Annotated in this window: 17 protein-coding genes; 6 read left to right on the forward strand and 11 right to left on the reverse strand. The window is 43.9% G+C overall.

Annotated features, from left to right (window positions below):
- Nucleotides 1–6: 6 nt before the first annotated feature.
- The 10 genes from NST73_RS09535 to NST73_RS09580 all read right to left on the reverse strand — a co-directional run bounded on the left by NST73_RS09535 (nt 7) and on the right by NST73_RS09580 (nt 12213).
- The gene (locus NST73_RS09535) at nt 7–1941 is read right to left on the reverse strand and encodes an AMP-binding protein (RefSeq protein WP_342499540.1); all 1935 of its coding nucleotides are present in this window, start codon (nt 1939–1941) and stop codon (nt 7–9) included.
- 14 nt (nt 1942–1955) lie between these two features.
- Nucleotides 1956–3479: an acyl-CoA carboxylase subunit beta gene (locus NST73_RS09540; RefSeq protein WP_338705070.1), complete on the reverse strand. Its 1524-nt coding sequence runs from the start codon at nt 3477–3479 to the stop codon at nt 1956–1958.
- An 18-nt stretch (nt 3480–3497) separates the two neighbouring features.
- A complete protein-coding gene (locus tag NST73_RS09545; RefSeq protein ID WP_338705071.1) occupies nt 3498–4280 on the reverse strand; it encodes an enoyl-CoA hydratase in 783 nt (260 codons plus the stop codon).
- 15 nt (nt 4281–4295) lie between these two features.
- Nucleotides 4296–5201: a hydroxymethylglutaryl-CoA lyase gene (locus NST73_RS09550; protein ID WP_342499541.1), complete on the reverse strand. Its 906-nt coding sequence runs from the start codon at nt 5199–5201 to the stop codon at nt 4296–4298.
- Nucleotides 5202–5213: 12 nt separating this feature from the next.
- Complete coding sequence (locus NST73_RS09555; protein WP_212356232.1) at nt 5214–5429, reverse strand: acetyl-CoA carboxylase biotin carboxyl carrier protein subunit; 216 nt, start codon at nt 5427–5429, stop codon at nt 5214–5216.
- On the reverse strand, nt 5426–6775 hold the full coding sequence (locus NST73_RS09560; RefSeq protein WP_342499542.1) for an acetyl-CoA carboxylase biotin carboxylase subunit: 1350 nt from the start codon (nt 6773–6775) through the stop codon (nt 5426–5428). Before NST73_RS09560 ends, NST73_RS09555 begins: the two co-directional genes overlap by 4 nt.
- Nucleotides 6776–6783: 8 nt before the next feature.
- Entirely contained in the window at nt 6784–8421 is a 1638-nt protein-coding gene (locus tag NST73_RS09565) for an AMP-binding protein (protein ID WP_342499543.1), read from the reverse strand.
- Between the two features lie 42 nt (nt 8422–8463).
- On the reverse strand, nt 8464–9606 hold the full coding sequence (locus tag NST73_RS09570) for an acyl-CoA dehydrogenase family protein (protein ID WP_342499544.1): 1143 nt from the start codon (nt 9604–9606) through the stop codon (nt 8464–8466).
- Between the two features lie 159 nt (nt 9607–9765).
- A complete protein-coding gene (locus tag NST73_RS09575) occupies nt 9766–11301 on the reverse strand; it encodes a family 10 glycosylhydrolase (RefSeq protein ID WP_342499545.1) in 1536 nt (511 codons plus the stop codon).
- A gap of 24 nt (nt 11302–11325) precedes the next feature.
- Nucleotides 11326–12213: a tyrosine-protein phosphatase gene (locus NST73_RS09580; protein WP_096881502.1), complete on the reverse strand. Its 888-nt coding sequence runs from the start codon at nt 12211–12213 to the stop codon at nt 11326–11328.
- Between the two features lie 90 nt (nt 12214–12303).
- On the opposite strand from NST73_RS09580, the gene NST73_RS09585 reads away from it, so the two are divergent.
- Together NST73_RS09585 and NST73_RS09590 are read left to right on the forward strand one after the other, a co-directional pair.
- A complete protein-coding gene (locus tag NST73_RS09585; protein ID WP_017359514.1) occupies nt 12304–13056 on the forward strand; it encodes a DeoR/GlpR family DNA-binding transcription regulator in 753 nt (250 codons plus the stop codon).
- Nucleotides 13057–13177: 121 nt separating this feature from the next.
- Nucleotides 13178–13567 carry a tautomerase family protein gene (locus tag NST73_RS09590; RefSeq protein WP_035704432.1) on the forward strand — a complete coding sequence of 130 codons (390 nt, stop codon included), beginning with the start codon at nt 13178–13180 and terminating at the stop codon, nt 13565–13567.
- A gap of 33 nt (nt 13568–13600) precedes the next feature.
- Here NST73_RS09590 and NST73_RS09595 read toward each other — a convergent pair whose 3' ends face one another.
- Nucleotides 13601–14155 (reverse strand): branched-chain amino acid aminotransferase, encoded by a 555-nt coding sequence (locus NST73_RS09595; protein WP_342499071.1) that lies wholly within the window; start codon nt 14153–14155, stop codon nt 13601–13603.
- Between the two features lie 125 nt (nt 14156–14280).
- Between NST73_RS09595 and NST73_RS09600 the strand changes: the two genes are divergently transcribed.
- The 4 genes from NST73_RS09600 (at nt 14281) to NST73_RS09615 (ending at nt 19804) form a co-directional block, all read left to right on the forward strand.
- On the forward strand, nt 14281–15414 hold the full coding sequence (locus NST73_RS09600; protein ID WP_326111955.1) for a sugar diacid recognition domain-containing protein: 1134 nt from the start codon (nt 14281–14283) through the stop codon (nt 15412–15414).
- Nucleotides 15415–15491: 77 nt separating this feature from the next.
- Nucleotides 15492–16901, forward strand: a complete 1410-nt coding sequence (gene glcD, locus NST73_RS09605; protein ID WP_024719419.1) for a glycolate oxidase subunit GlcD — start codon at nt 15492–15494, stop codon at nt 16899–16901.
- Nucleotides 16898–18238, forward strand: a complete 1341-nt coding sequence (locus NST73_RS09610; RefSeq protein WP_340959539.1) for a (Fe-S)-binding protein — start codon at nt 16898–16900, stop codon at nt 18236–18238. The genes glcD and NST73_RS09610 overlap by 4 nt, the downstream gene beginning before the upstream one ends.
- Nucleotides 18239–18316: 78 nt before the next feature.
- The gene (locus tag NST73_RS09615; RefSeq protein ID WP_041507167.1) at nt 18317–19804 is read left to right on the forward strand and encodes a spore germination protein; all 1488 of its coding nucleotides are present in this window, start codon (nt 18317–18319) and stop codon (nt 19802–19804) included.
- The last annotated feature ends 12 nt before the right edge of the window (nt 19805–19816 follow it).

Raw genomic sequence — 19816 nt, forward strand, 5'->3', positions numbered from 1 at the left:
CTTTTTTTATTTTTTCTGTTTTTTATTCAAGTATTCGGTCAGACTCTTATACACATCTGGATTGTCTAATGAAGATAGATCGGGTGAAGGCTGCTTTTCATACGCCCCTTTAAGTAAACGCCGTACGATTTTTCCATTCCTTGTTTTCGGCAAAGCTGAAATGAGATGAACTTCTTTTGGTGTGAGCGCTTTTCCGGCATGTGAACCAACATGGGCTGAAAGCTCTTGGATAAGGGCAGCTTCTTCAAAAGCATGCGGACTGGTCACGATGAAACAGACGAGCGCCTCCCCTTTCACCTCATCCTTTACCCCGATCACAGCGGCTTCATGCACGGCAGGATGCCAGGTAAGGATGGATTCAATTTCAGCTGGCCCGATGCGTTTCCCTGCTGTATTAATGACATCATCCGATCTGCCGGTGATGTGGAATTCTCCGTCCTCTGTTTGCATGACCCAATCTCCGTGTGTCCATACACCATCAAATCGTTTGAAATACGTATCTTCATAACGCTCCGGTTCGTTCCAAAAACCACATGTCATGCCGACCCATGGCTTTTTCACCACAAGCTCCCCTACTTCATTCATCACGCTTTGCCCAGCTTCATTGTATACATCTGCCGCCATTCCTAAGATTGCCGCATTAAAGAGAATCGGTTTGATGGGGCGAAGCAGCGTACTGCCTACAATGCCACCAGAAACCTCGGTTCCTCCTGAATAATTTAAGATTGGAATGTTCTTTTGACCAATGGTGTGAAATAACCATTGCCACGGAGCTTCATTCCATGGTTCCCCTGTAGAAATAATGGCTTTGACATGAGATAGCTCGACCCCATCAATCGTTTGCTGCATCGCAGAACGAACAAATGTAGGGGAAAGTCCAAAATGAGTGACTTTCTTCTCGTGGATGAATGACCAGAGCTGCTGCTCATCTGGATAATCGGGAGCGCCGTCATATAAAACGATGGCAGCTCCATTGATCAAGCCGCCAAAGACGAGGAATGGCCCCATCATCCAGCCCATATCAGTCAGCCAAAACAGCCGGTCTCCTTTTGCCACATCCATACATAGCCCGGCATCAAAAGCTGCCTTTATCGGAAAGCCTGCGTGTGTATGAACGGCTCCCTTAGGTGTGCCGGTTGTGCCTGACGTATACAAGATCATCAGCGGGTCTTCATTTGTGACATAGGTCGCGCCGGTGAACGGCTGTTCTTTTAACAAATCATTCAGCAGGACATCGTCCTGATATCCGGTATGAGAGGAAGTGTGCACAATCACTTTTTGCACAGTTGTGGTTTTGTTGATGGCATCCGCCACACATTCCCGCATGTTGATCGTTTTCCCTCGCCGCATCATTTCATTCGCTGTGACGACAATGGATGCGCCTGACGCACGAATGCGTACAGCGAGTGGCTCGCTTCCATAGCCTGAGAAGACTGGGCTGAAAATAACACCAATCTTTGCAAAGGCAAGCATGACGGCGACCGTTTCTGGAAGCATTGGCATATAGATGATGGCTACATCCCCTTTTTGAAGCCCTTCTTTCAAAAAGCCAGCTGCAAGACGGCTCACTTTCTCTTGAAGTTCGAGAAATGACCATTTCTTTTCTTCACCGGCTTCATTGCTCCAAATGATGGCGGGCTGATGCCTCGTCTCTTCTTTTTCAGCCCATTTGTCCACAGCCGTTTCGGTGATGTTTAGTGTGCCGCCCTGATACCATTTCGGCCACATCAATGAGTGGTGACCTAATGCCGCTTCATATGGTTTTTTCCACTGAATGCCGACCGCCTTTTCCGCTTCTCTCCAAAACCAGTCTGTGCGTGCAATACTGGCTTGATAGAATGAGTCATACGTAGAAAAACCAAGAGATTTCATCCACTGATGCAAACGTGTTTTTTGGCTCTGCTTTTCTTCCGGTATCCATTCTGGTTTCTGGTTGATCATGAGGTCTGCCCCCTTTAGACCGGATAGACCGGATGTTTTCGTTTTGTAAATGTCATGTCTTTCGATGAATAGGCTAGTAATCTATGACAAAGTTCCGTTCTGAGACGGTCAAATGGGATGACGCCATCGACAATCATTTCAGAGGCAAGCTCATAGATATTCATATCTTCCTGGTATTCCTTCCGTTTCTCTTGTATAAATGAAGCCCTCTCTTCGGGCGGGAGTTCTGCAATTTTATTTGCATAGACGGCATTTACAGCGGCTTCTGGACCCATCACAGCGATTTGCGCCGATGGAAGAGCGAGACAGCAGTCTGGCTCAAAAGCAGGGCCTGCCATTGCATATAGTCCTGCTCCGTATGCTTTACGGACGATGACGGATATTTTCGGAACGGTCGCTTCTGACATAGCGGAGATCATTTTTGCCCCATGACGAATAATGCCGGCTTGTTCCACTTTTGTTCCAATCATAAATCCTGGTATGTCCGCAAGAAAGAGCAGCGGGATATGAAAGGCATCACAGAGCTGAATAAACTTGGCGGCTTTATCAGCTGAGTCGTGGAATAATACGCCGCCTTTTACTCTTGGCTGATTGGCAATGAGACCGACAGGCTGACCGTTCATTCTGCCAAAGCCGGTGATTAACTCTGCGGCAAACAGCTTTTTGATTTCAAAAAATGACCCTTCATCAATCAGTAAATCGATGAGTTGATACATATCAAATGGGGTATTCTGGCCTTTAGGGATTAAGTCTTGGATAGTGATTTCAGATGGTTTAGGTGCTTTTGCTGCTGTCGTTTTTGGTTTTTCTGTATAGTTGGCAGGCATATAGGTTAAATAATCACGTGCAATTTGAATGGCCTCTTCCTCTGTTTTGGCTAATATATCTCCGCATCCAGAAATGCTGCAATGCATTTTCGCACCGCCCATTTCCTCAAGTGATACTTTTTCACCGATCACCATTTCAGCCATTCGCGGCGAGCCTAAATACATAGAGGCATTTCCTTCGACCATGACGACAATGTCACAAAAAGCAGGGATATACGCACCACCGGCTGCAGATGGACCGAAGAGTAAACAAATTTGAGGAATGCGCCCAGACAGCTTGACTTGGTTATAAAAAATGCGCCCTGCTCCTCTTCTGCCTGGGAACATTGCGATCTGATCGGTGATTCTTGCACCCGCTGAATCGACTAGATACAGCATCGGACAATTGAGCTTCTCGGCCGTTTCTTGAATTCGAATGATTTTTTCTACTGTTTTGACACCCCACGATCCTGCTTTAACCGTAGAGTCGTTTGCCATGACACAAACAGTCTGCCCATTCATACGACCGGTTCCGGTGACGACACCATCTGCTGGTAAATGTTCATCTTTGCACTCTGCAAACATGGCATCTTCAATGAAAGAATCCTCATCTAATAACAAATGGAGCCGATCACGGACAAATAATTTTCCTTTTTCTTTGTTTTTTTGATGGTAGCGTTCTGCCCCGCCCTTTTCAATTCGTTGTTTTTTTAATTCATATTCTTCGATCATAAACATTCCCCTTTCTTGCTATTTCCCTCTGTAATAAGGCGTTCGTTTTTCTTGAAAAGCCTTGAGACCTTCTAGTCGATCTTCTGTATGAATAAGCCGCAGATAAGCTTCGTATTCTTTCGTCAGACCTGTTTGTAAATCGTGATCAAGGCTGGATTGAATGGCTTGTTTTGCTTCTTTTAAAGCGATCGGTCCATTCTTGGTGATTTGTTTTGCGAGTGTGATGGCATCATTCATCAGTGAATCGGCTGTAGAGATACGTTCAATCAGCCCAATTTGAACGGCTTCTTCTGCTCGTAAAGAAGTGCCTGTGAAGATCATTTCTTTCGCTTTCCCGGGTCCGATCAGGCGCGAAAGTCTTTGTGTGCCCCCTGCTCCCGGCAGGATAGCTAGTCCTGTTTCCGGCAGGCCGAGCGCTGCACCCGCTCTTGCGATGCGGAGATCACAGGCGAGCGCGAGCTCAAGACCTCCGCCAAGTGCGTGTCCGTTTATCACGGCAATTACAGGAACTGGCAAAGATTCAATGTCTGTAAAGGTTTGCTGAATGGTCAGAACGGCTTCTTTCGCTTCTTGTTCTGTCATCAATCGCCGTTCTTTTAAGTCTGCTCCTGCGCAAAAAACTTTAGCGCCAGCTCCTGTCATGAGCAAACAGCGCATGTTTGCATCATGTTTGATTTCTTGAATCGTTTGGTTGATTTCCTCTAGCATAGCAGCGGAGAGAGCATTGGCTTGCGCTGGTCTATTTAATGTCATGATGCCAATATGATCATCTTGTATTGAAAAATTGATCAATGAAGTCATGTGATTCACCCTTTATCAAGTAGTGTGAGACTGAAAAGCGCGTAAACAGTGACTTGGCAGGGTTCGATCCACTTTTGCTTCAATCCATTCAGCCGCTTTAATCAAGCGAGGGAGGTCGACATTTGTTTCGATCCCGAGTTTGTGAAGCATGTGCACCACGTCTTCTGTCGCCACGTTTCCGCTGGAGCCAGGTGCATAAGGACATCCGCCAAGCCCCCCACTAGAGGCATCAAATATGGTGATGCCGGCTTTTAATGCTGTATAAATATTGGCAAGCCCCATTCCTTTCGTATCATGAAAATGAAGTGCGATTTTATCAGCAGGAAAGCGTTCAAGTAAAAGGTCTAACCGTCTTTCTACTTGCAACGGATGGGCTTCCCCAATGGTATCCCCAAGTGATATTTCATCAATGCCGAAGGACAGCAGCTGTTCCGTTAATCGCAGCACTTGGTCCATCGGCACTTGTTTTTCATAAGGACATCCAAACACGGTTGAAATATAGGCCCGTGTTTGCCGTCCTTCTGCTTTTAAATCGGCTGTCATTTGTTTGATCACAGGCAATGTTTCCTGTATAGATCGATTCAGATTCTTTTTGTTATGTGTCTCACTCGATGAGATAAACATAGCCCCTACCTCAAGGTTTGCTTCAAAAAAATGAGCTAACCCCTTTTCATTTGGGATGAGTGCGGCATAGGTGATATCCTCTTTTTTGTTTAATGATTGGGCTAATTCTTTGGCGTCTTTTAAGGCTGGAACCCATTTCGGATGAACAAATGAGGTGACTTCAATATAAGGAAGATGGGCTTCTTCGAGTAAATGGATCCATGTTCGCTTCTTCATTGTGTCCAGCCAAACGGATTCATTTTGTAGTCCATCGCGCGGGCCGACCTCTCTAATGAGCACATTTTTTGGTAATGCCATGCGGCTTTCCCCCTATTCTGTCAGCTCCAAAAGTATCTCTCCCTCGTCAACAAATTCCCCCTCCGCTTTATACACTTTACTGATTACACCTGCTTCTTCTGCAACAATGGGAATCTCCATTTTCATCGATTCTAAGATGGCGACTTCCTGTCCTTTTTGCACATCATCACCCTGTTTCACAAGAAGCTTCCATAAGTTTCCGGCCATTTGTATCGTGACAGTTTTCATGAACGGTTTTCCTCCCTTTTTTTCATCAGATAATCGGTTGTGATGCGGCCATGTAAAAAGGCAGTTGATTCGGCCATTTCCTTTAAAAGCGGTACATTGGTTTTGATCCCTTCTATTTCATATGCTTGTAATGCTGCTTTTAATCGTTCTATGGCGAGTTTTCGAGTATCACCGTACACAATCATTTTCGCAATCATTGGATCGTAAAATGGGGTAATGACACTTCCGCTCGTGACGCTTGACTCATGACGGATATATGGGGCATCAGGTGTAGAAAGCCGAGTGATCGTGCCTGGCGAAGGGTAAAATGTCACAGGGTCTTCAGCGTATATTCTAACTTCAATCGCGTGCCCAATTTGATGAATATCCTCTTGGCTGAAGGACAGGGGCTCTAATGCGGCAATTTTTAGCTGCTCCTCGACAAGGTCAATCCCGGTAATTTCTTCTGTGACAGGGTGTTCTACTTGCAATCTCGTATTCATTTCTAAGAAATAAAATTGCTGGTTTTGATCGACTAAACATTCAATCGTGCCCGCATTTTCATACCCAATTGCTTTGGCAGCTTTGACGGCCATCTGTCCCATTTGCTGTCTCACCGTTTCTTCAAGACAGACGGCTGGTGCCTCTTCAACAATTTTCTGATGTCTTCTTTGGAGTGAACAATCTCTTTCAAATAAGTGAACGCCGTGACCGAACGAATCAAAAAGAACTTGAATTTCGATGTGCCGTGCGTGTTCAATCACCTTTTCCATGTATAAAGTTCCGTCTTGAAAGAAACTTTGTGCTCTTTTTTGATTTCCTTCAAACGCTCGATGCAGTTCTTCGTCGTTGCGGACGAGCTGCATACCAATCCCGCCGCCACCGCTCGATGCTTTTAGCATAATGGGATAGCCGAGTGTCTGTGCTTTATGAACACCTTCGTCTGCATCATGGAGTGGGGCTGAAACACCAGGAACGATTGGGATGCCCGCTTGTTCCATCGTTTTTCTCGCTTCAATTTTATTTCCCATATGCTGAATGACTTGTGCAGATGGTCCAATAAAGGCAATGCCTTCGCTCCGGCAGCGTTCAGCAAATGCCGCATTTTCTGATAAAAGACCATACCCTGGGTGGATAGCATCAGCATTTGTTTGTTTGGCAACCTTAATGATCGCTTCCATGTTTAAATAGCTTTCAGAAACTTTAGCGCCGCCGATATAATAGGCGCTGTCTGCTTCTTGCACATGAAGTGCATGCTGATCAGCCTCTGAATAAACGGCAACGGTTTTGATTCCGAGCCGTTTACATGTCCGAATCACTCTACGGGCAATTTCGCCTCGATTGGCGATCAATACTTGTTCAAACATCGCTGCCTTCACTCCTTTATTAGATCAAGCGCCTGCTTTTTCAAGCGGAATTTCTGAATTTTGCCTGAGGCGGTCATTGGGTACTCATCTGTAATGAAAAAGTATTTCGGGATTTTGTAGCGTGCCATTTGCGACTGACAATAGCTCGTTAATGTCTCAATTGAGACCGACTTCCCTTGTTTCAGCCGAATGAATGCGGCTACTTCCTCGCCGTATGTCTCGTCAGGAATACCAACGACCTGTGCGTCAAGAATGGCAGGGTGAGTGTATAAGACATCCTCAATCTCTTTTGGGTACACATTCTCTCCGCCTCTGATGATCATATCTTTGAGCCGGCCTGTGATTTTCACATAACCGTCATGATCCATCTCAGCTAAATCCCCTGTATGAAGCCATCCGTCCTCATCAATGACTTCATTAGTTGCTTCTTCGTTTTTATAATAGCCCTTCATGACATGATAGCCTCTTGTACAAAGCTCCCCTTGCTGTCCTCTTGGCACTTCTTCTGACGTTCCTGGTAAGGCAATTTTGACTTCAATTTGAGGAAGCGCACGTCCGACCGTTTGAACGCGTCTTTCAAACGAATCATCGGTTCTTGTTTGGGTAATGACGGGTGAACTTTCGGTTTGACCATAGGCAATCGTGAGCTCTCTTAGTCCCATTTTTTCAATGACTGCTTTCATGACGTGGGATGGGCAGAGTGAACCGGCCATAATCCCCGTTCGTAATGTGGACAGGTCATAAGAGTGGAAATTTGGATGATCGAGCTCTGCGATGAACATGGTTGGTACACCGTGAAGAACGGTGCATTTTTCTTTTTCTACTGTTTGAAGGACTCGTTCTGGATGGAAAGATTCAAGTGGGATGATCGTTCCCCCTTTTGTGAGACAAGCAAGTACACCAAGAACAGAGCCGAAGCAATGAAAAAACGGCACTGGGATACACATACGGTCCTGCTCTGTTAATTTCATACAATCTGCGATCTGACTCGCATTACAGACGATGTTTGTGTGGCTGAGCATGACGCCCTTTGGATAGCCGGTTGTGCCTGAAGTGTACTGCATATTAATAACGTCATCAGGCGTGAGCTCATTCATTCGCTTCTCCCATTCATGATCTTCGGTTCTTTTGGCAGCCACTTGAAGACGACCCCAGCCGAGCATGCCGTTTGGTACATGCTGACCGATATAGATACATCTTTTTAAATAAGGAAATTGTGTGGAAGTGATCTCCTCTTGATGAGCGGTTTGAAGTTCTGGAATTAGCTCTTCAAGCATGTTGACATAGGACGTTTCTTTAAAGCCGTCTACAATAAACAACATTTTGCTGTCAGAATGCTTGAGTAAATAGGCGAGTTCCTGTGATTGAAAATTGGTATTCACAGTGACAAGAACAGCACCAATGGAGGCGCAGGCAAATTGAAGAATGAGCCATTCAGGTATATTTGGTGCCATAATGGCGATGTGATCTCCCTTTTGAACCCCTAATGCCATGAGACCTTTACCTGTTTCCTTGACCTTTTGATAAAACGCTTCGTACGAATAACGTAAAGAACGTTCTGGGTAAACAACGGCTTCATGTGCTGGATGCTGTTCTTTTTTTTCTCTTAATAGGGAGCCAATCGTTTGCGGGTGAATCGACATCATTGCTTTCCTCCCTCATGTGTAGTAAGCGTTTTCATTAAGGTATTACGCTAACAACTGTCTTGCGATCACGAGCCGCTGAATTTCAGAGGTCCCTTCTCCGATTTCCATGAGCTTGGCATCTCTCACAAGCCGTTCAACACCGCATTCTTTCATATAGCCTGTTCCGCCATGAATTTGGACCGCATCAAGACTTGCTTTTGTCGCCATTTCTGAAGCAAACAGTTTGGCATAGGCCGCTTCTTTTGTAAATGGTTTGCCTTGATCTTTCAGCCAAGCGGCTTTCCAGACCATTTGTCTTGCAAGCTCTATTTGCATCGCCATATCCGCCAGCTTAAACTGAATGGCCTGGAAGGATGAGAGCGTCTTTCCAAATTGCTTTCTTTCTTTTGCATAGGAAAGTGAAGCATCAAGTGCAGCTTGTGCAATTCCGACAGATAAGGCTGCAATGGAAATTCGTCCGCCGTCCAATGTATATAAAAATTGCTTGAATCCTTTCGATTTGTCTCCCAATATATGATGCGCTGGTACACGCACTTCGTCTAAAATGATTTCAGCGGTATCTGAACCGCGAACCCCCATTTTGTCATATGGATTTGTAATCGAAAGTCCCTTTTGTCCTTTCTCCACAATAAAGGCGGAGATGATCGGACGTCCGTTTTCATCATGATCCGTCACAGCGGTGACAATAATCGTTCTGGCATAATTGGCATTGGTGATCCAGCACTTTTCCCCACTGATGACATATTCTTGTCCGTCTTTAATGGCTTTTGTTTTTGTTCCTTTTGCATCTGATCCGGCGTTTGGCTCTGTTAATCCGAAGGAGCCAAGCGCTGTTCCAGAGGCTAATGGAACAAGATGGTCCATCTTTTGCTCCTCCGTGCCGAAGTAATAAAGTGGACTTGCGCCTAAGGAAACCGCTGCGGCATAACTTAGACCTGTACTGGCACACTGCTTGCCAATTTCCTCTACTGCCAGTGCATACGAGATCGTATCTCCTCCAGAACCTCCATATTTCTCTGGAAAGGGTATACCCATAAAACCGAGCTCCCCCATTTTTTGAAATGTGTTCATCGGAAATGCTGCCTGTTCATCAACTGTTTGGGCGTGTGGTGCAATTTCTGTTTTTGCAAATTCTTTGACCATCTGACGGATCATTTGCTGCTCTTTCGTTAATTCAAAATCCATTTTGCTTCCCCCTTTGGCGCTTTTCTATCATATTTATTATTGAAATAGCTGCTTCATGCCAAGCTTGATTGAATTCAGAAAATTAAAATAAAAATAGTAGAAAAATAGAGAAAGCAAAAAAGCATAAATGGAGGAAACCCCTCATTTATGCTGTCTTTGTTATTTTACTGTTTTTGTAGAAGGTTTGCTTTCATGATGAAGGCGATTGAGTGCAGTCACTTTATAGGTATAGCTCTTCTTTTGATTTGCTAAAATGTCTTTCGTTTGTGTGAAGGAACCTGTTTCTTTTCTGACCGTTTGCGCAAATTCGTATGTCCCTTTATTCGACAATCGATAGACTGCATAATAGGATGCACTAGAGCGCGGATCATTTTGTATCTGTAAAACTGCACCATCCTCTGTCTTTTTCACAGATTGAATGATTGGTTTTTTAGGCGCTTTTTGATGAAGCCATGGCATCTCTGGTATGAGAGCCGGTTTGCTATAGGTTTCTTCTATTAATCGTTTCTTTACATTCAAGGGATTCCGATTGATATCTTTCAGACTAAAATGCATGCTTCCTTGTACGAGCTGTGACTGCCTGTTCAGCTCGATCTGGCGAAAATACTCGTCGGGATCAGACCAAGCAGGATCACTGTTTTGATTGATTTTATACGTCGCTTGACCAATGTACAAGTGAACAGGCTGCCCCTTCACTTCATTTGACCACCATTTCGTCAGCACATCATAGGCAGCGGGCTGAAAGCCGATACTCCAATAAATTTGCGGGGTGATATAATCAATATGGTGCTGCTGTATCCACTCTCTTGTATCAGCATACAAATCATCATAATTGGTCATCCCTGCAGTTGTGTTTGAACCGGTTGGGTCATCTTTTATGTTGCGCCATACACCAAATGGGCTAATACCAAATTTCACATACGGCTTTTCTTTCTTAATGGTGTTATTGATCTGCTTCACTAGCTCGTTCACATTATCCCTTCGCCAATCTTCTATATGAGTGAACTTCTTCCCGTAAGTTTCATACGTTTCTTGATCTGGAAATGGCACACCAGCGATTTTATTCGGGTAAAAATAATCATCCATATGCACCGCATCAATATCGTAGTTTTTCACTACTTCCTCTATCCCGTCAACAATGAAGTCCTGAGCATCTGGAATGCCTGGATTAAAGTAAAGCTGATTTCCGTAGGCGATGGTCCACTCAGGATGTGCTTTTGCAGGATGATCGGCTGATAACCGGTTGAGATCGGTATGATTCATGGTGATTCGATAAGGGTTAAACCAAGCATGAAATTCAAGACCGCGTTTATGTGCTTCTTCTATCATAAATTCAAGCGGGTCATATCCAGGGTCTTTCCCTTGTGTACCAGTCAAATATTCAGACCATGGCCCGAATTTCGATGGATAAAAGGCATCTGCTGTTGGTTTAATTTGCATGATGACGGCGTTCATATTCATCGCTTTGATATCGTCTAACAGTTGAATGAACTCTTGTTTCTGCTCATCTGCGGGCAGTCCTTTCTTTGAAGGCCAATCTAAGTTATAAACTGATGCGACCCACACTGCACGCATCTCTCTTGTGCTCTCAAGCTTCCCTTTTGGCATCGAACGAGCTAGACTACTAGACGGAATCAATAAGAAGACACCCATGAAAACTAGTGTCAGAACCGTCATACTGATCTTTTTCAGCATGTTTTGCATCACCTCATATTAAGTTTATTCTGCGTTTTGTGATGGAATGCCAGCAGATGGTGTAAGCAAGATGTTTTTTACTTTAAGCAGCTGAGCTTTAGGGACGTCGCAGGCTTCTACTAAATACCGCTCTGCACTTCCGTATGTATCCATCATCTCATTCAGTACATCTTCAAGATAATCTTGCTGAACGCCGAGGAGGGGCTGAATTTGTTCTTTTGACACCCGATATAAACTCATCATGCGAACAAATCGTTCTTGTCTTTTCACTAGCATTTTCACGCCTTCATTGGAACGCATGTATTCACTTAAAACGGTATGCACCGGCACACCCGCTGCTAATTGAATAAGAGCAGATAAAAAGCCTGTACGGTCCTTTCCACTTGTACAGTGAAGCATAAGCGGATAATTTTTTTCATCGGACAGTAATGTAAACAATTGCTGAATCTCTTTTTTTCGCTCATAGAGCATGCTTTGATATACATCTTTCATGATCGGTGTAAAGGATAGAGATTTTCCTTCTGCTATCAGCATACGAAACATGGTCCATTTGCTAGGCATCATGCTGTCAGGCTGCATAGGGATATGAACAATTTTGTCATGTTCCATGATCTTTGGTGGGTGTGATTTTCGTTCTGAGCTTGTACGTAGGTCACAAATCGTTTGAATTCCAAGTGTTGAGAACGTCAATATGTCTTGCTTCGTGAGACGTGATAAATCGGCAGAGCGATAAATCATTCCTTGTTTGATGACCATCTGATCCGTTGTTTGGAGTCCCCCTACCTCTCTAAAATTTGCAAGCTTTGAAAATTGTATGTTGTGTTGATTCATAGAAGTGAAAATCCTTTCTATCCTCTTTTCCCTATCATACGCTTTTATGAAAAATGAGAAAAGATAAGAGAAAAAGATCATTCGATTCTCCCATGTTGATCAGTGACATCTTTTACGTGGAATTATTGTTATAATAGAATCAGCATATTCGTATTGATTGGAGATTGTAGCATGATAAAAACAAAACGTATTCAGCAAATAAAAGAGTATGTATTTGACCGGGAATCTGCCTCTCTTGATGAGCTTGTGACGCATTTTGGCGTCTCAAAAAACACCATACGCCGAGATGTACAAGCATTGGTAGAATCCGGCGTGCTAAAGAAAGTGTACGGCGGCGTCGCTGTGAATCACTCAACATTGGTGGTGTATCAGGAGCGAAAGACTCGTCAGCTGAGTAAAAAACAATTGATCGGACAGGCTGCCGCTGCTTTTGTTGAACATGGTGATATGATTTTTGTTGATTCTGGTACAACGACACTGGAGATGCTTCCCTATTTGAAGGAGAAACGGATTACCGTTGTGACAAATAACGTGGATTTCATTACACAGGCTATGCCTTATGAACACCTCACCATCTTTTCAACCGGCGGTATGCTAGAGCGAAAAACAAATTCTTTCGTTGGTTATCAAAGTGTTGAGCGTCTAAAAGCATACAATGTCAATAAAGCATTTATTGCGTCAACGGGTTTATCCATTGATCACGGCGTCACGAATTCCTCCCCGCTTGAGACAGATATTAAAAAAACGCTCGTTGAAAAAAACGCCAAAACCTTTTTATTAGTCGATGATAGTAAGTTTGACCATTATGCCTTGACCACGTTTTGTGACTTAAAAGACATAGACATCGTCGTGACGAATGAACAACCAAATGAAGATTACCTTCAATATGGAAAAGAGCATGATGTGAAATTTGTCACGCCTTAGTCCAGAGCAAAAAAGCCAAGCGTCAATGTTTTGGCTTTTTTCTTATGCGCAAAAGAGTGAAACGGCGAAGTGTTGGTTACATTATGATTGTACATTTAACACATGTTTGGAGGTTGACCTGATGCCGTTGTTACGATTTGACGTGATAGAGGGCCGTTCAAAAGAGGAATTAAAGAAACTGCTGGACACTTGCCATGAAGCAATGGTTGATGCCTTTGGGGTACCTGAACGAGATCGCTATCAAATTGTTCATCAGCACCGCCCTGAAGAGATGATCATTGAAGACACTGGGCTTGGTTATCCGAGAACAAAGGATCTTGTTGTCATTAGTGTTGTCAGTAAACAGCGGACGAAAGAACAAAAGGAACAGCTTTATGCACAAATCGCAGAACGTATAGAAAAAGAATGCGGGGTTGCCAAGACGGATGTGATGATCTCCATCGTGGAAAATGGAGACGCCGATTGGAGCTTCGGGATGGGTGAGGCTCAATTCATAAGAGGATGGCTTTAAAAAACGGCTCAGGAGTGTGAGCCGTTTTTTGATTCATTTATTTTCAAGCTGTATGAGCAAGTTGAATAAATAGCGGTACACTGCTGAGATCACACCAATTAAAGGCGTATCTTCTTTGATGTCTTCTAGTTCAAGAAGCGGAATGTTGATATCAAATAACCCGTCTTGTCCATTAAATTGAAGCTGAGCACCATTTAATGTTGAGAGCATCTCTTTTAGTAATCCAGTATCTTTTTTAGGACGCTTCAATCCGAATAACACGGTATACGTCTGAAATACTTCATCCCATTCTATGGCAAGTCCGTCGGCTCTCACCACATCAAACCACTTCGACTCGATATAAATGAATTCTTTTTGTTGTTTTTTTACGTATGTAAGAGGTGTATTTAAAAAGGAAGCATTTTCTGTTTGAATCATTTCCTCCGATTCCTTGTCTACACGTTCTATATAAACATCTGCAAAGCGTGCTTCTTCTGTCATTTTTGCCCCTTCTAGCGGCCAATTTTGACTTGCGGCTTTGTTATATTCAAAGTCGGTGAGCGCCTGCCCTTCTTTCAATAAATCTTGTAAGCGATTTTGCAGTGACATGACTGTATCTCCTTTCATCTACTTCATATGCGTTTTTTATTTTAGCATAACACATGAAAAGAAAGATATGCCTGAGCATATGATGGTATGATAGTGTAAAAAGAAACATCTCGGAGGGGACCGTTTTGCTCACAATGACACTGGCAGAAAAAATCGTAGATGAGGTCAAAAAGGTACTGACGGAAGAAATCATCATCACACAAACAAACGGTACCATTATTGCTGCAACAGATCCAGCACGCATTGGTCAATTTCATGAAGGAGCATATGTCACATCCTTAGAAGGGCAGAAACGAATTCTCACAAAGGATGATGTGCTGCAGATGAAAGGCGTCAAAGCCGGTATCAATCTGCCTATTTATTTCAAACAAGAAGTCATTGGGGTCATTGGAATGACAGGTGATCCAAGGCATGTCTCCCCTTTTGGCGACATTTTACGTAAAATGACGGAGCTGCTCATTCAAGAGCATGAATTCTTTCAAGAAACGGAAACAGATGAACGGCAGCTTGAAGCATTTGTATTCGACTGGCTTCATCTGCCAGAGACAGCGGTTGGTATGACCGAGAAGGCGCAGCGGCTTGGCTTTGATGTCAACAAGCAGCGTGTCGCTATTCTCATTGATTGTCAAGACGAATCGTTTATGAAGCAGGATCAATACAAACTGATGAAGGACAAATTGCACCTCACCAATCAGGAGATCATTGTGCGCTGGGGGCATGCACGTTTTTTGCTCATGCTACAAGCCACACCAGATGGTCGTGATACATGGCACAAGCGCTTGTTCCATATTCATGCTGCGCTCACAGCGTTGTCACCATCGAGGATTTTAATGGGGGCAGGAAAACCAGCAGCTTCTCATGTCATGAAGCAGTCCTTTCATCAAGCTTTTCGCGCTTTAAAATTGGCACATGCTGAAACACCCATTGTGTTTGATGAAGATTTGACGCTTGAACTTTTTATGGAGGAAATCAGTCAGGAAACAAAAGATACGTTTCTTGATCGAACGATTGCGTCTCTTTTCCCCTATCCTGAACTAGTGAAAACATTGCGGGTGCTCATCGCTTCGGATTACTCATTGAAACATACAGCAGAAACTATGCATGTCCATATTAATACACTTCATTACAGATTAAAACGGATCCAGGATTTAACGACACTTGATCCAAAGCGCATGCAAGATGCGATGCTTTTTTATTTAGCCTTGCTGCTTTTAGATCATGATACAAAAAATACGATAAAACAGCCTGATATTTTGTAGAATCGTCTATAGTCATGTGACGGTTCTTTTTTTATACTGGTAGAAACGAGACGTTAAATGAGCGGGAGTGATTGCATATGCTAGATTCAGAATTTTCAAATCAATTAAAAGAGATTGTCGGTGCGCCCAATGTCCAAGACAGCAAGGCGGATCGTCTTGCCTACTCTTATGATGCGACACCAAATTTTCAACAGATGCCAGATGCCATCGTGACACCTCGCACAGCAGAAGAAGTGCAGCAAATTGTGAAACTGTGCGCCTCTTACAAAGTGCCGATCGTCCCAAGAGGCTCAGGGACGAATCTGTGCGCAGGAACATGCCCTACTCAGGGCGGATTGGTGATTCTCTTTACTAGAATGAATCAATTATTAGAAATAGACGAAGAAAATTTAACCGCAACGGTGCAGCCTGGCTTAATTACGCAGGAATTGATTCATCAAGTAGAGGAAAAAGGTCTCTTCTACCCGCCTGATCCAAGCTCTATGAAAATTTCCACATTAGGCGGCAATATTAACGAAAATTCAGGGGGACTGCGGGGGTTAAAGTATGGAGTGACAAGAGATTATGTCCTTGGGCTTGAAGTGGTTTTGCCAAATGGTGACATCATCAAAACAGGCGGAAAGCTTGCAAAAGATGTTGCTGGGTATGATATGACTCGATTGTTCGTTGGTTCAGAAGGAACACTCGGGATTGTCACAGAAGCAGTGCTAAAGCTCCTGCCGCTTCCAGAAACGAAACAAACAATGCTTTGTTTATACGAAAGCCTTGAAGAAGCTGCGACTTCTGTATCGGCCATCATTGCTGAGCGTATCATTCCTGCTACATTAGAATTTATGGATCAGCCGACCCTTGAAGTCGTTGAAGATTTTGCAAACATCGGCCTGCCCACCGACGTTCAAGCTGTGTTATTAATTGAACAGGACGGCAACCCTGAAGCTGTTTCTCGTGATATCCAAAAAATCGCAGAAGTCTGTGAGCAGCACGGGGCTAAAAGCGTCAAGATTGCACATTCAGAAGAAGAGGCAAGTGCGCTCTTAACAGCGAGACGCTCTGCTTTATCTGCCCTCGCTCGATTAAGTCCTACAACGATTTTAGAAGATGCTACCGTTCCCCGGTCTGAAATTGCCAATATGGTTCGTGCAATCGAAGACATTGCACGAAAGTACGAGGTGAACATTTGTACGTTTGGTCATGCAGGTGATGGCAACTTACACCCCACTTGTGCGACAGATGCAAGAAATGAAGAAGAAATGAAACGTGTAGAAGCTGCCTTTCAGGCCATTTTTGAAAAAGCCGTTGCACTTGGCGGCACCATTACAGGCGAACATGGCGTGGGTCTCATGAAAGCCCCCTATTTGGAGCTGAAGGTCAAAAAAGAAGGAATCGCTGCCATGAAGGCGATTAAACAGGCACTTGACCCGGCAAATATCATGAACCCAGATAAAGTGTTTGGAAAAGCCTCAAGAAAGCGAGTGGTGGTCTCATGAGTTCTTCTTCTAAGCAAAAAGAGATCCAGCAGCAGTTTCAGGAGCAAATGGATGAAAAGGAGCTGCTTAATTGCATGCGCTGCGGATTCTGCCTCCCTTCCTGCCCTACCTATATTGAATCTGGACAACAAGAAACGCACTCTCCTCGGGGCCGAATTGCGTTAATGAAAGCTGTAAGAGATGGCGTCATTGAGCCAGATGAAGATGTTGAACATTCCCTTAATCTTTGTCTTGGCTGCCGTGCATGTGAACCAGTCTGCCCTTCTGGCGTCAAGTATGGACAGTTGCTAGAAGATGCCAGAGACATTATTCAACAACATAAAAAACAATCATTTCCTGTCAAATTGATGAGACGTGTTGTGTTTAAAGGTCTCTTTCCGTCACAAAGTCGTATGCGACAAGCTGCTAGTTTCCTTCGATTTTATCAAACATCTGGTCTGCAAACAGCCGCCAGGAAGACGCGCATACTGAAGGTGCTTCCCTCCCATTTACAGTTGATGGAACAGGCACTTCCAAAGGTGCCGCCTCAAAAGAAAAAACGTTTGAATGAATATAAAGCCATCGGTCAGGCAAAAAAACGGGTGGCGTTTTTTACTGGCTGTTTAATGGATACAGTTTTCTCAAACACAAACAAAGCGACCATTCATCTCTTGCAGCTGGCAGGCTGCGATGTGATCGTTCCTCCTATACAAACGTGCTGCGGTGCGCTACATGGTCATAGCGGAGAAAAAGACCAAGCAAAACAGTTAGCTAAGCGGAATATTGAAGCATTCGAGGAAACAGATGCCGATGCGATCATCATGAACGCGGGCGGCTGCGGTGCCTTTTTAAGTGATTACGATCATTTGCTTCAGGATGACCCAGATTTTCAAAAACGAAGTAAAGCTTTCTCACAGAAAATAACAGATATATCAAGTATCCTTGTAGAGCTGGAGTTTCACCGCCGCGTGCCACTGGTTTTGCCAGCGCAAGTGATCACCTATCAAGACTCCTGTCATTTACGAAATGGGATGAATGTACAACAGGCGCCGAGGGTGCTCATGAAAGCCATTCAAGGGGTAACGTTTAAAGAAATGAAAGATGCCGGCCGCTGCTGCGGATCTGCAGGAATCTACAATATCTTGCAGCCAGACATGTCGATGCAAATTTTAGATCATAAAATGACGGAAGCGAGCAACACAGCTGCAGCTGCCATTGTGACGTCGAATCCAGGCTGTCAATTACAAATGGCAGCAGGCGTCAAAAAGGCAGGACATACGCCTAGCATGAGAGCGATTCATCTGGCTGACTTTTTATTAGAAGCCGTTCAATATGGAAAAAAAGCGTCCAGCTCATGAAGCTGAACGCTTTTTTTATGCATATCTTCAGACGATTGGTTGGATAATAGAGGAAAATCGCGGAAGGAGATGGTTCAAGTGCTGAAGAAAAACAAATCAAAACAGAAAGACCCGAATTCAGTATTTGAGGCACTATCGCGTTCCTCTGATTTTATCAATGAATTATCAAGTTCCGGAGGTTTCCTTTATAGAATTTCTTTTTTTCGTCCTTTAATTAATGGCAATCTCCTTCATGAACAAATCTTGCCTTTTATTCAGCAATTGCATCTGACACCCACCCTTGAAGAGCTGAAAGAACACATCCCAATCGAACAAGCTGTGATTACGAGGGACCTTCAAAAAGTGGAAGAAGCTCTTCATCGAGGCAGTATTGCTGTTCGAATTGAGACAGACTGGGGCAAAGCGCTCCTTTTGCCGATTGAAGAAAAGAAAGGCAGACAAGTGAGCCAACCTGAGATTGAATTCGGGATTATCAGTGCGCAGGAAGCCTTTGTGGAAGGGCTGGATACAAACTTAAACTTGCTCAGACGCAGGCTGCCCACTCCTGACCTTAAAGTAGTTGAACACACAGTTGGTACCCTTTCTCAAACGAAAGTAGCCGTTGTATACATAGAGGATATCGCCAACCCACAGAACATTGAAACCGTTCTTCAGCGGATTCAAGATGTTGACTATGACCAAATTCTAGATTCTAACTATCTTGCGCAAATGCTTTATGATGTGTCCAATACAATCTTTCCATTGTTTTTAAATACAGAACGGCCAGACAGGGTTTCCTCAGGTCTAACGGAAGGAAAAATAGCCATTATGGTTGACGGTTCGCCTCATACCCTGCTTGCACCTACAATTTTACTCGAGTATTTTTCTACAATGGAAGACTATAACATGTCTTGGATCGCAGCATCCTCCTTTCGGCTGTTACGCATTTTTGCAGTGATATTTTCTATTTTTGCAACCCCTTTGTATGTAGCTGTTTTAACGTTTCACTATGAACTGATTCCTAAGGACTTATTAGAAACGATAGTAGCATCACGCTATCTCGTTCCCTTTCCGCCTATTATTGAAGCATTATTTTTAGAGATATCGATTGAGCTACTTAGGGAAGCCGGGTCTCGCCTTCCTGCAAAAGTCGGACAGACGCTCGGGATTGTTGGAGGTATTGTGATCGGACAGGCTGCGGTTGCAGCGGGATTAACAAGTAATATCCTGCTCATTATAGTTGCATTATCAGCTCTTGCCTCTTTTGTCACCCCTATTTATAAAATGGGGACAACCATTCGTCTCTTACGTTTCCCATTCCTTTTTGCTGCACAAGTGTGGGGAGCGCTAGGGATTTCGCTAATGGGGGCTTTTCTTCTTACACATTTAATGAAATTAACGTCTATAGGCCAGCCCTACTTAGAGCCAATCTTTCCACTTCGATTGGCCGATTTAAAGGGGAGTTTAATTCGTCCCCAGCTCCGCTTTTTGAAAAAGCGTCCAGAAAATTTACGCCCGCAAAATGAAACGATACACCGCCAAAAGCCAAAGCAAGGCCGTAAGGGGAAAAATGATTTTTATGAATAAGGAAGTGAAGGC

The sequence above is a fragment of the Bacillus sp. FSL W7-1034 genome (genome assembly GCF_038593365.1).
GTDB classification, from domain to species: Bacteria; Bacillota; Bacilli; order Bacillales; family Bacillaceae; genus Bacillus; species Bacillus altitudinis.

Excerpts from the sequence above, each read along its gene's own strand:
- NST73_RS09535 (WP_342499540.1), bottom strand. The coding sequence starts at position 1,941 with ATGATCAACCAGAAACCAGAATGGATACCGGAAGAAAAGCAGAGCCAA.
- NST73_RS09540 (WP_338705070.1), bottom strand. The coding sequence starts at position 3,479 with ATGATCGAAGAATATGAATTAAAAAAACAACGAATTGAAAAGGGCGGG.
- NST73_RS09545 (WP_338705071.1), bottom strand. The coding sequence starts at position 4,280 with ATGACTTCATTGATCAATTTTTCAATACAAGATGATCATATTGGCATC.
- NST73_RS09550 (WP_342499541.1), bottom strand. The coding sequence starts at position 5,201 with ATGGCATTACCAAAAAATGTGCTCATTAGAGAGGTCGGCCCGCGCGAT.
- NST73_RS09555 (WP_212356232.1), bottom strand. The coding sequence starts at position 5,429 with ATGAAAACTGTCACGATACAAATGGCCGGAAACTTATGGAAGCTTCTT.
- NST73_RS09560 (WP_342499542.1), bottom strand. The coding sequence starts at position 6,775 with ATGTTTGAACAAGTATTGATCGCCAATCGAGGCGAAATTGCCCGTAGA.
- NST73_RS09565 (WP_342499543.1), bottom strand. The coding sequence starts at position 8,421 with ATGATGTCGATTCACCCGCAAACGATTGGCTCCCTATTAAGAGAAAAA.
- NST73_RS09570 (WP_342499544.1), bottom strand. The coding sequence starts at position 9,606 with ATGGATTTTGAATTAACGAAAGAGCAGCAAATGATCCGTCAGATGGTC.
- NST73_RS09575 (WP_342499545.1), bottom strand. The coding sequence starts at position 11,301 with ATGCTGAAAAAGATCAGTATGACGGTTCTGACACTAGTTTTCATGGGT.
- NST73_RS09580 (WP_096881502.1), bottom strand. The coding sequence starts at position 12,213 with ATGATCTTTTTCTCTTATCTTTTCTCATTTTTCATAAAAGCGTATGAT.
- NST73_RS09585 (WP_017359514.1), top strand. The coding sequence starts at position 12,304 with ATGATAAAAACAAAACGTATTCAGCAAATAAAAGAGTATGTATTTGAC.
- NST73_RS09590 (WP_035704432.1), top strand. The coding sequence starts at position 13,178 with ATGCCGTTGTTACGATTTGACGTGATAGAGGGCCGTTCAAAAGAGGAA.
- NST73_RS09595 (WP_342499071.1), bottom strand. The coding sequence starts at position 14,155 with ATGTCACTGCAAAATCGCTTACAAGATTTATTGAAAGAAGGGCAGGCG.
- glcD (WP_024719419.1), top strand. The coding sequence starts at position 15,492 with ATGCTAGATTCAGAATTTTCAAATCAATTAAAAGAGATTGTCGGTGCG.
- NST73_RS09610 (WP_340959539.1), top strand. The coding sequence starts at position 16,898 with ATGAGTTCTTCTTCTAAGCAAAAAGAGATCCAGCAGCAGTTTCAGGAG.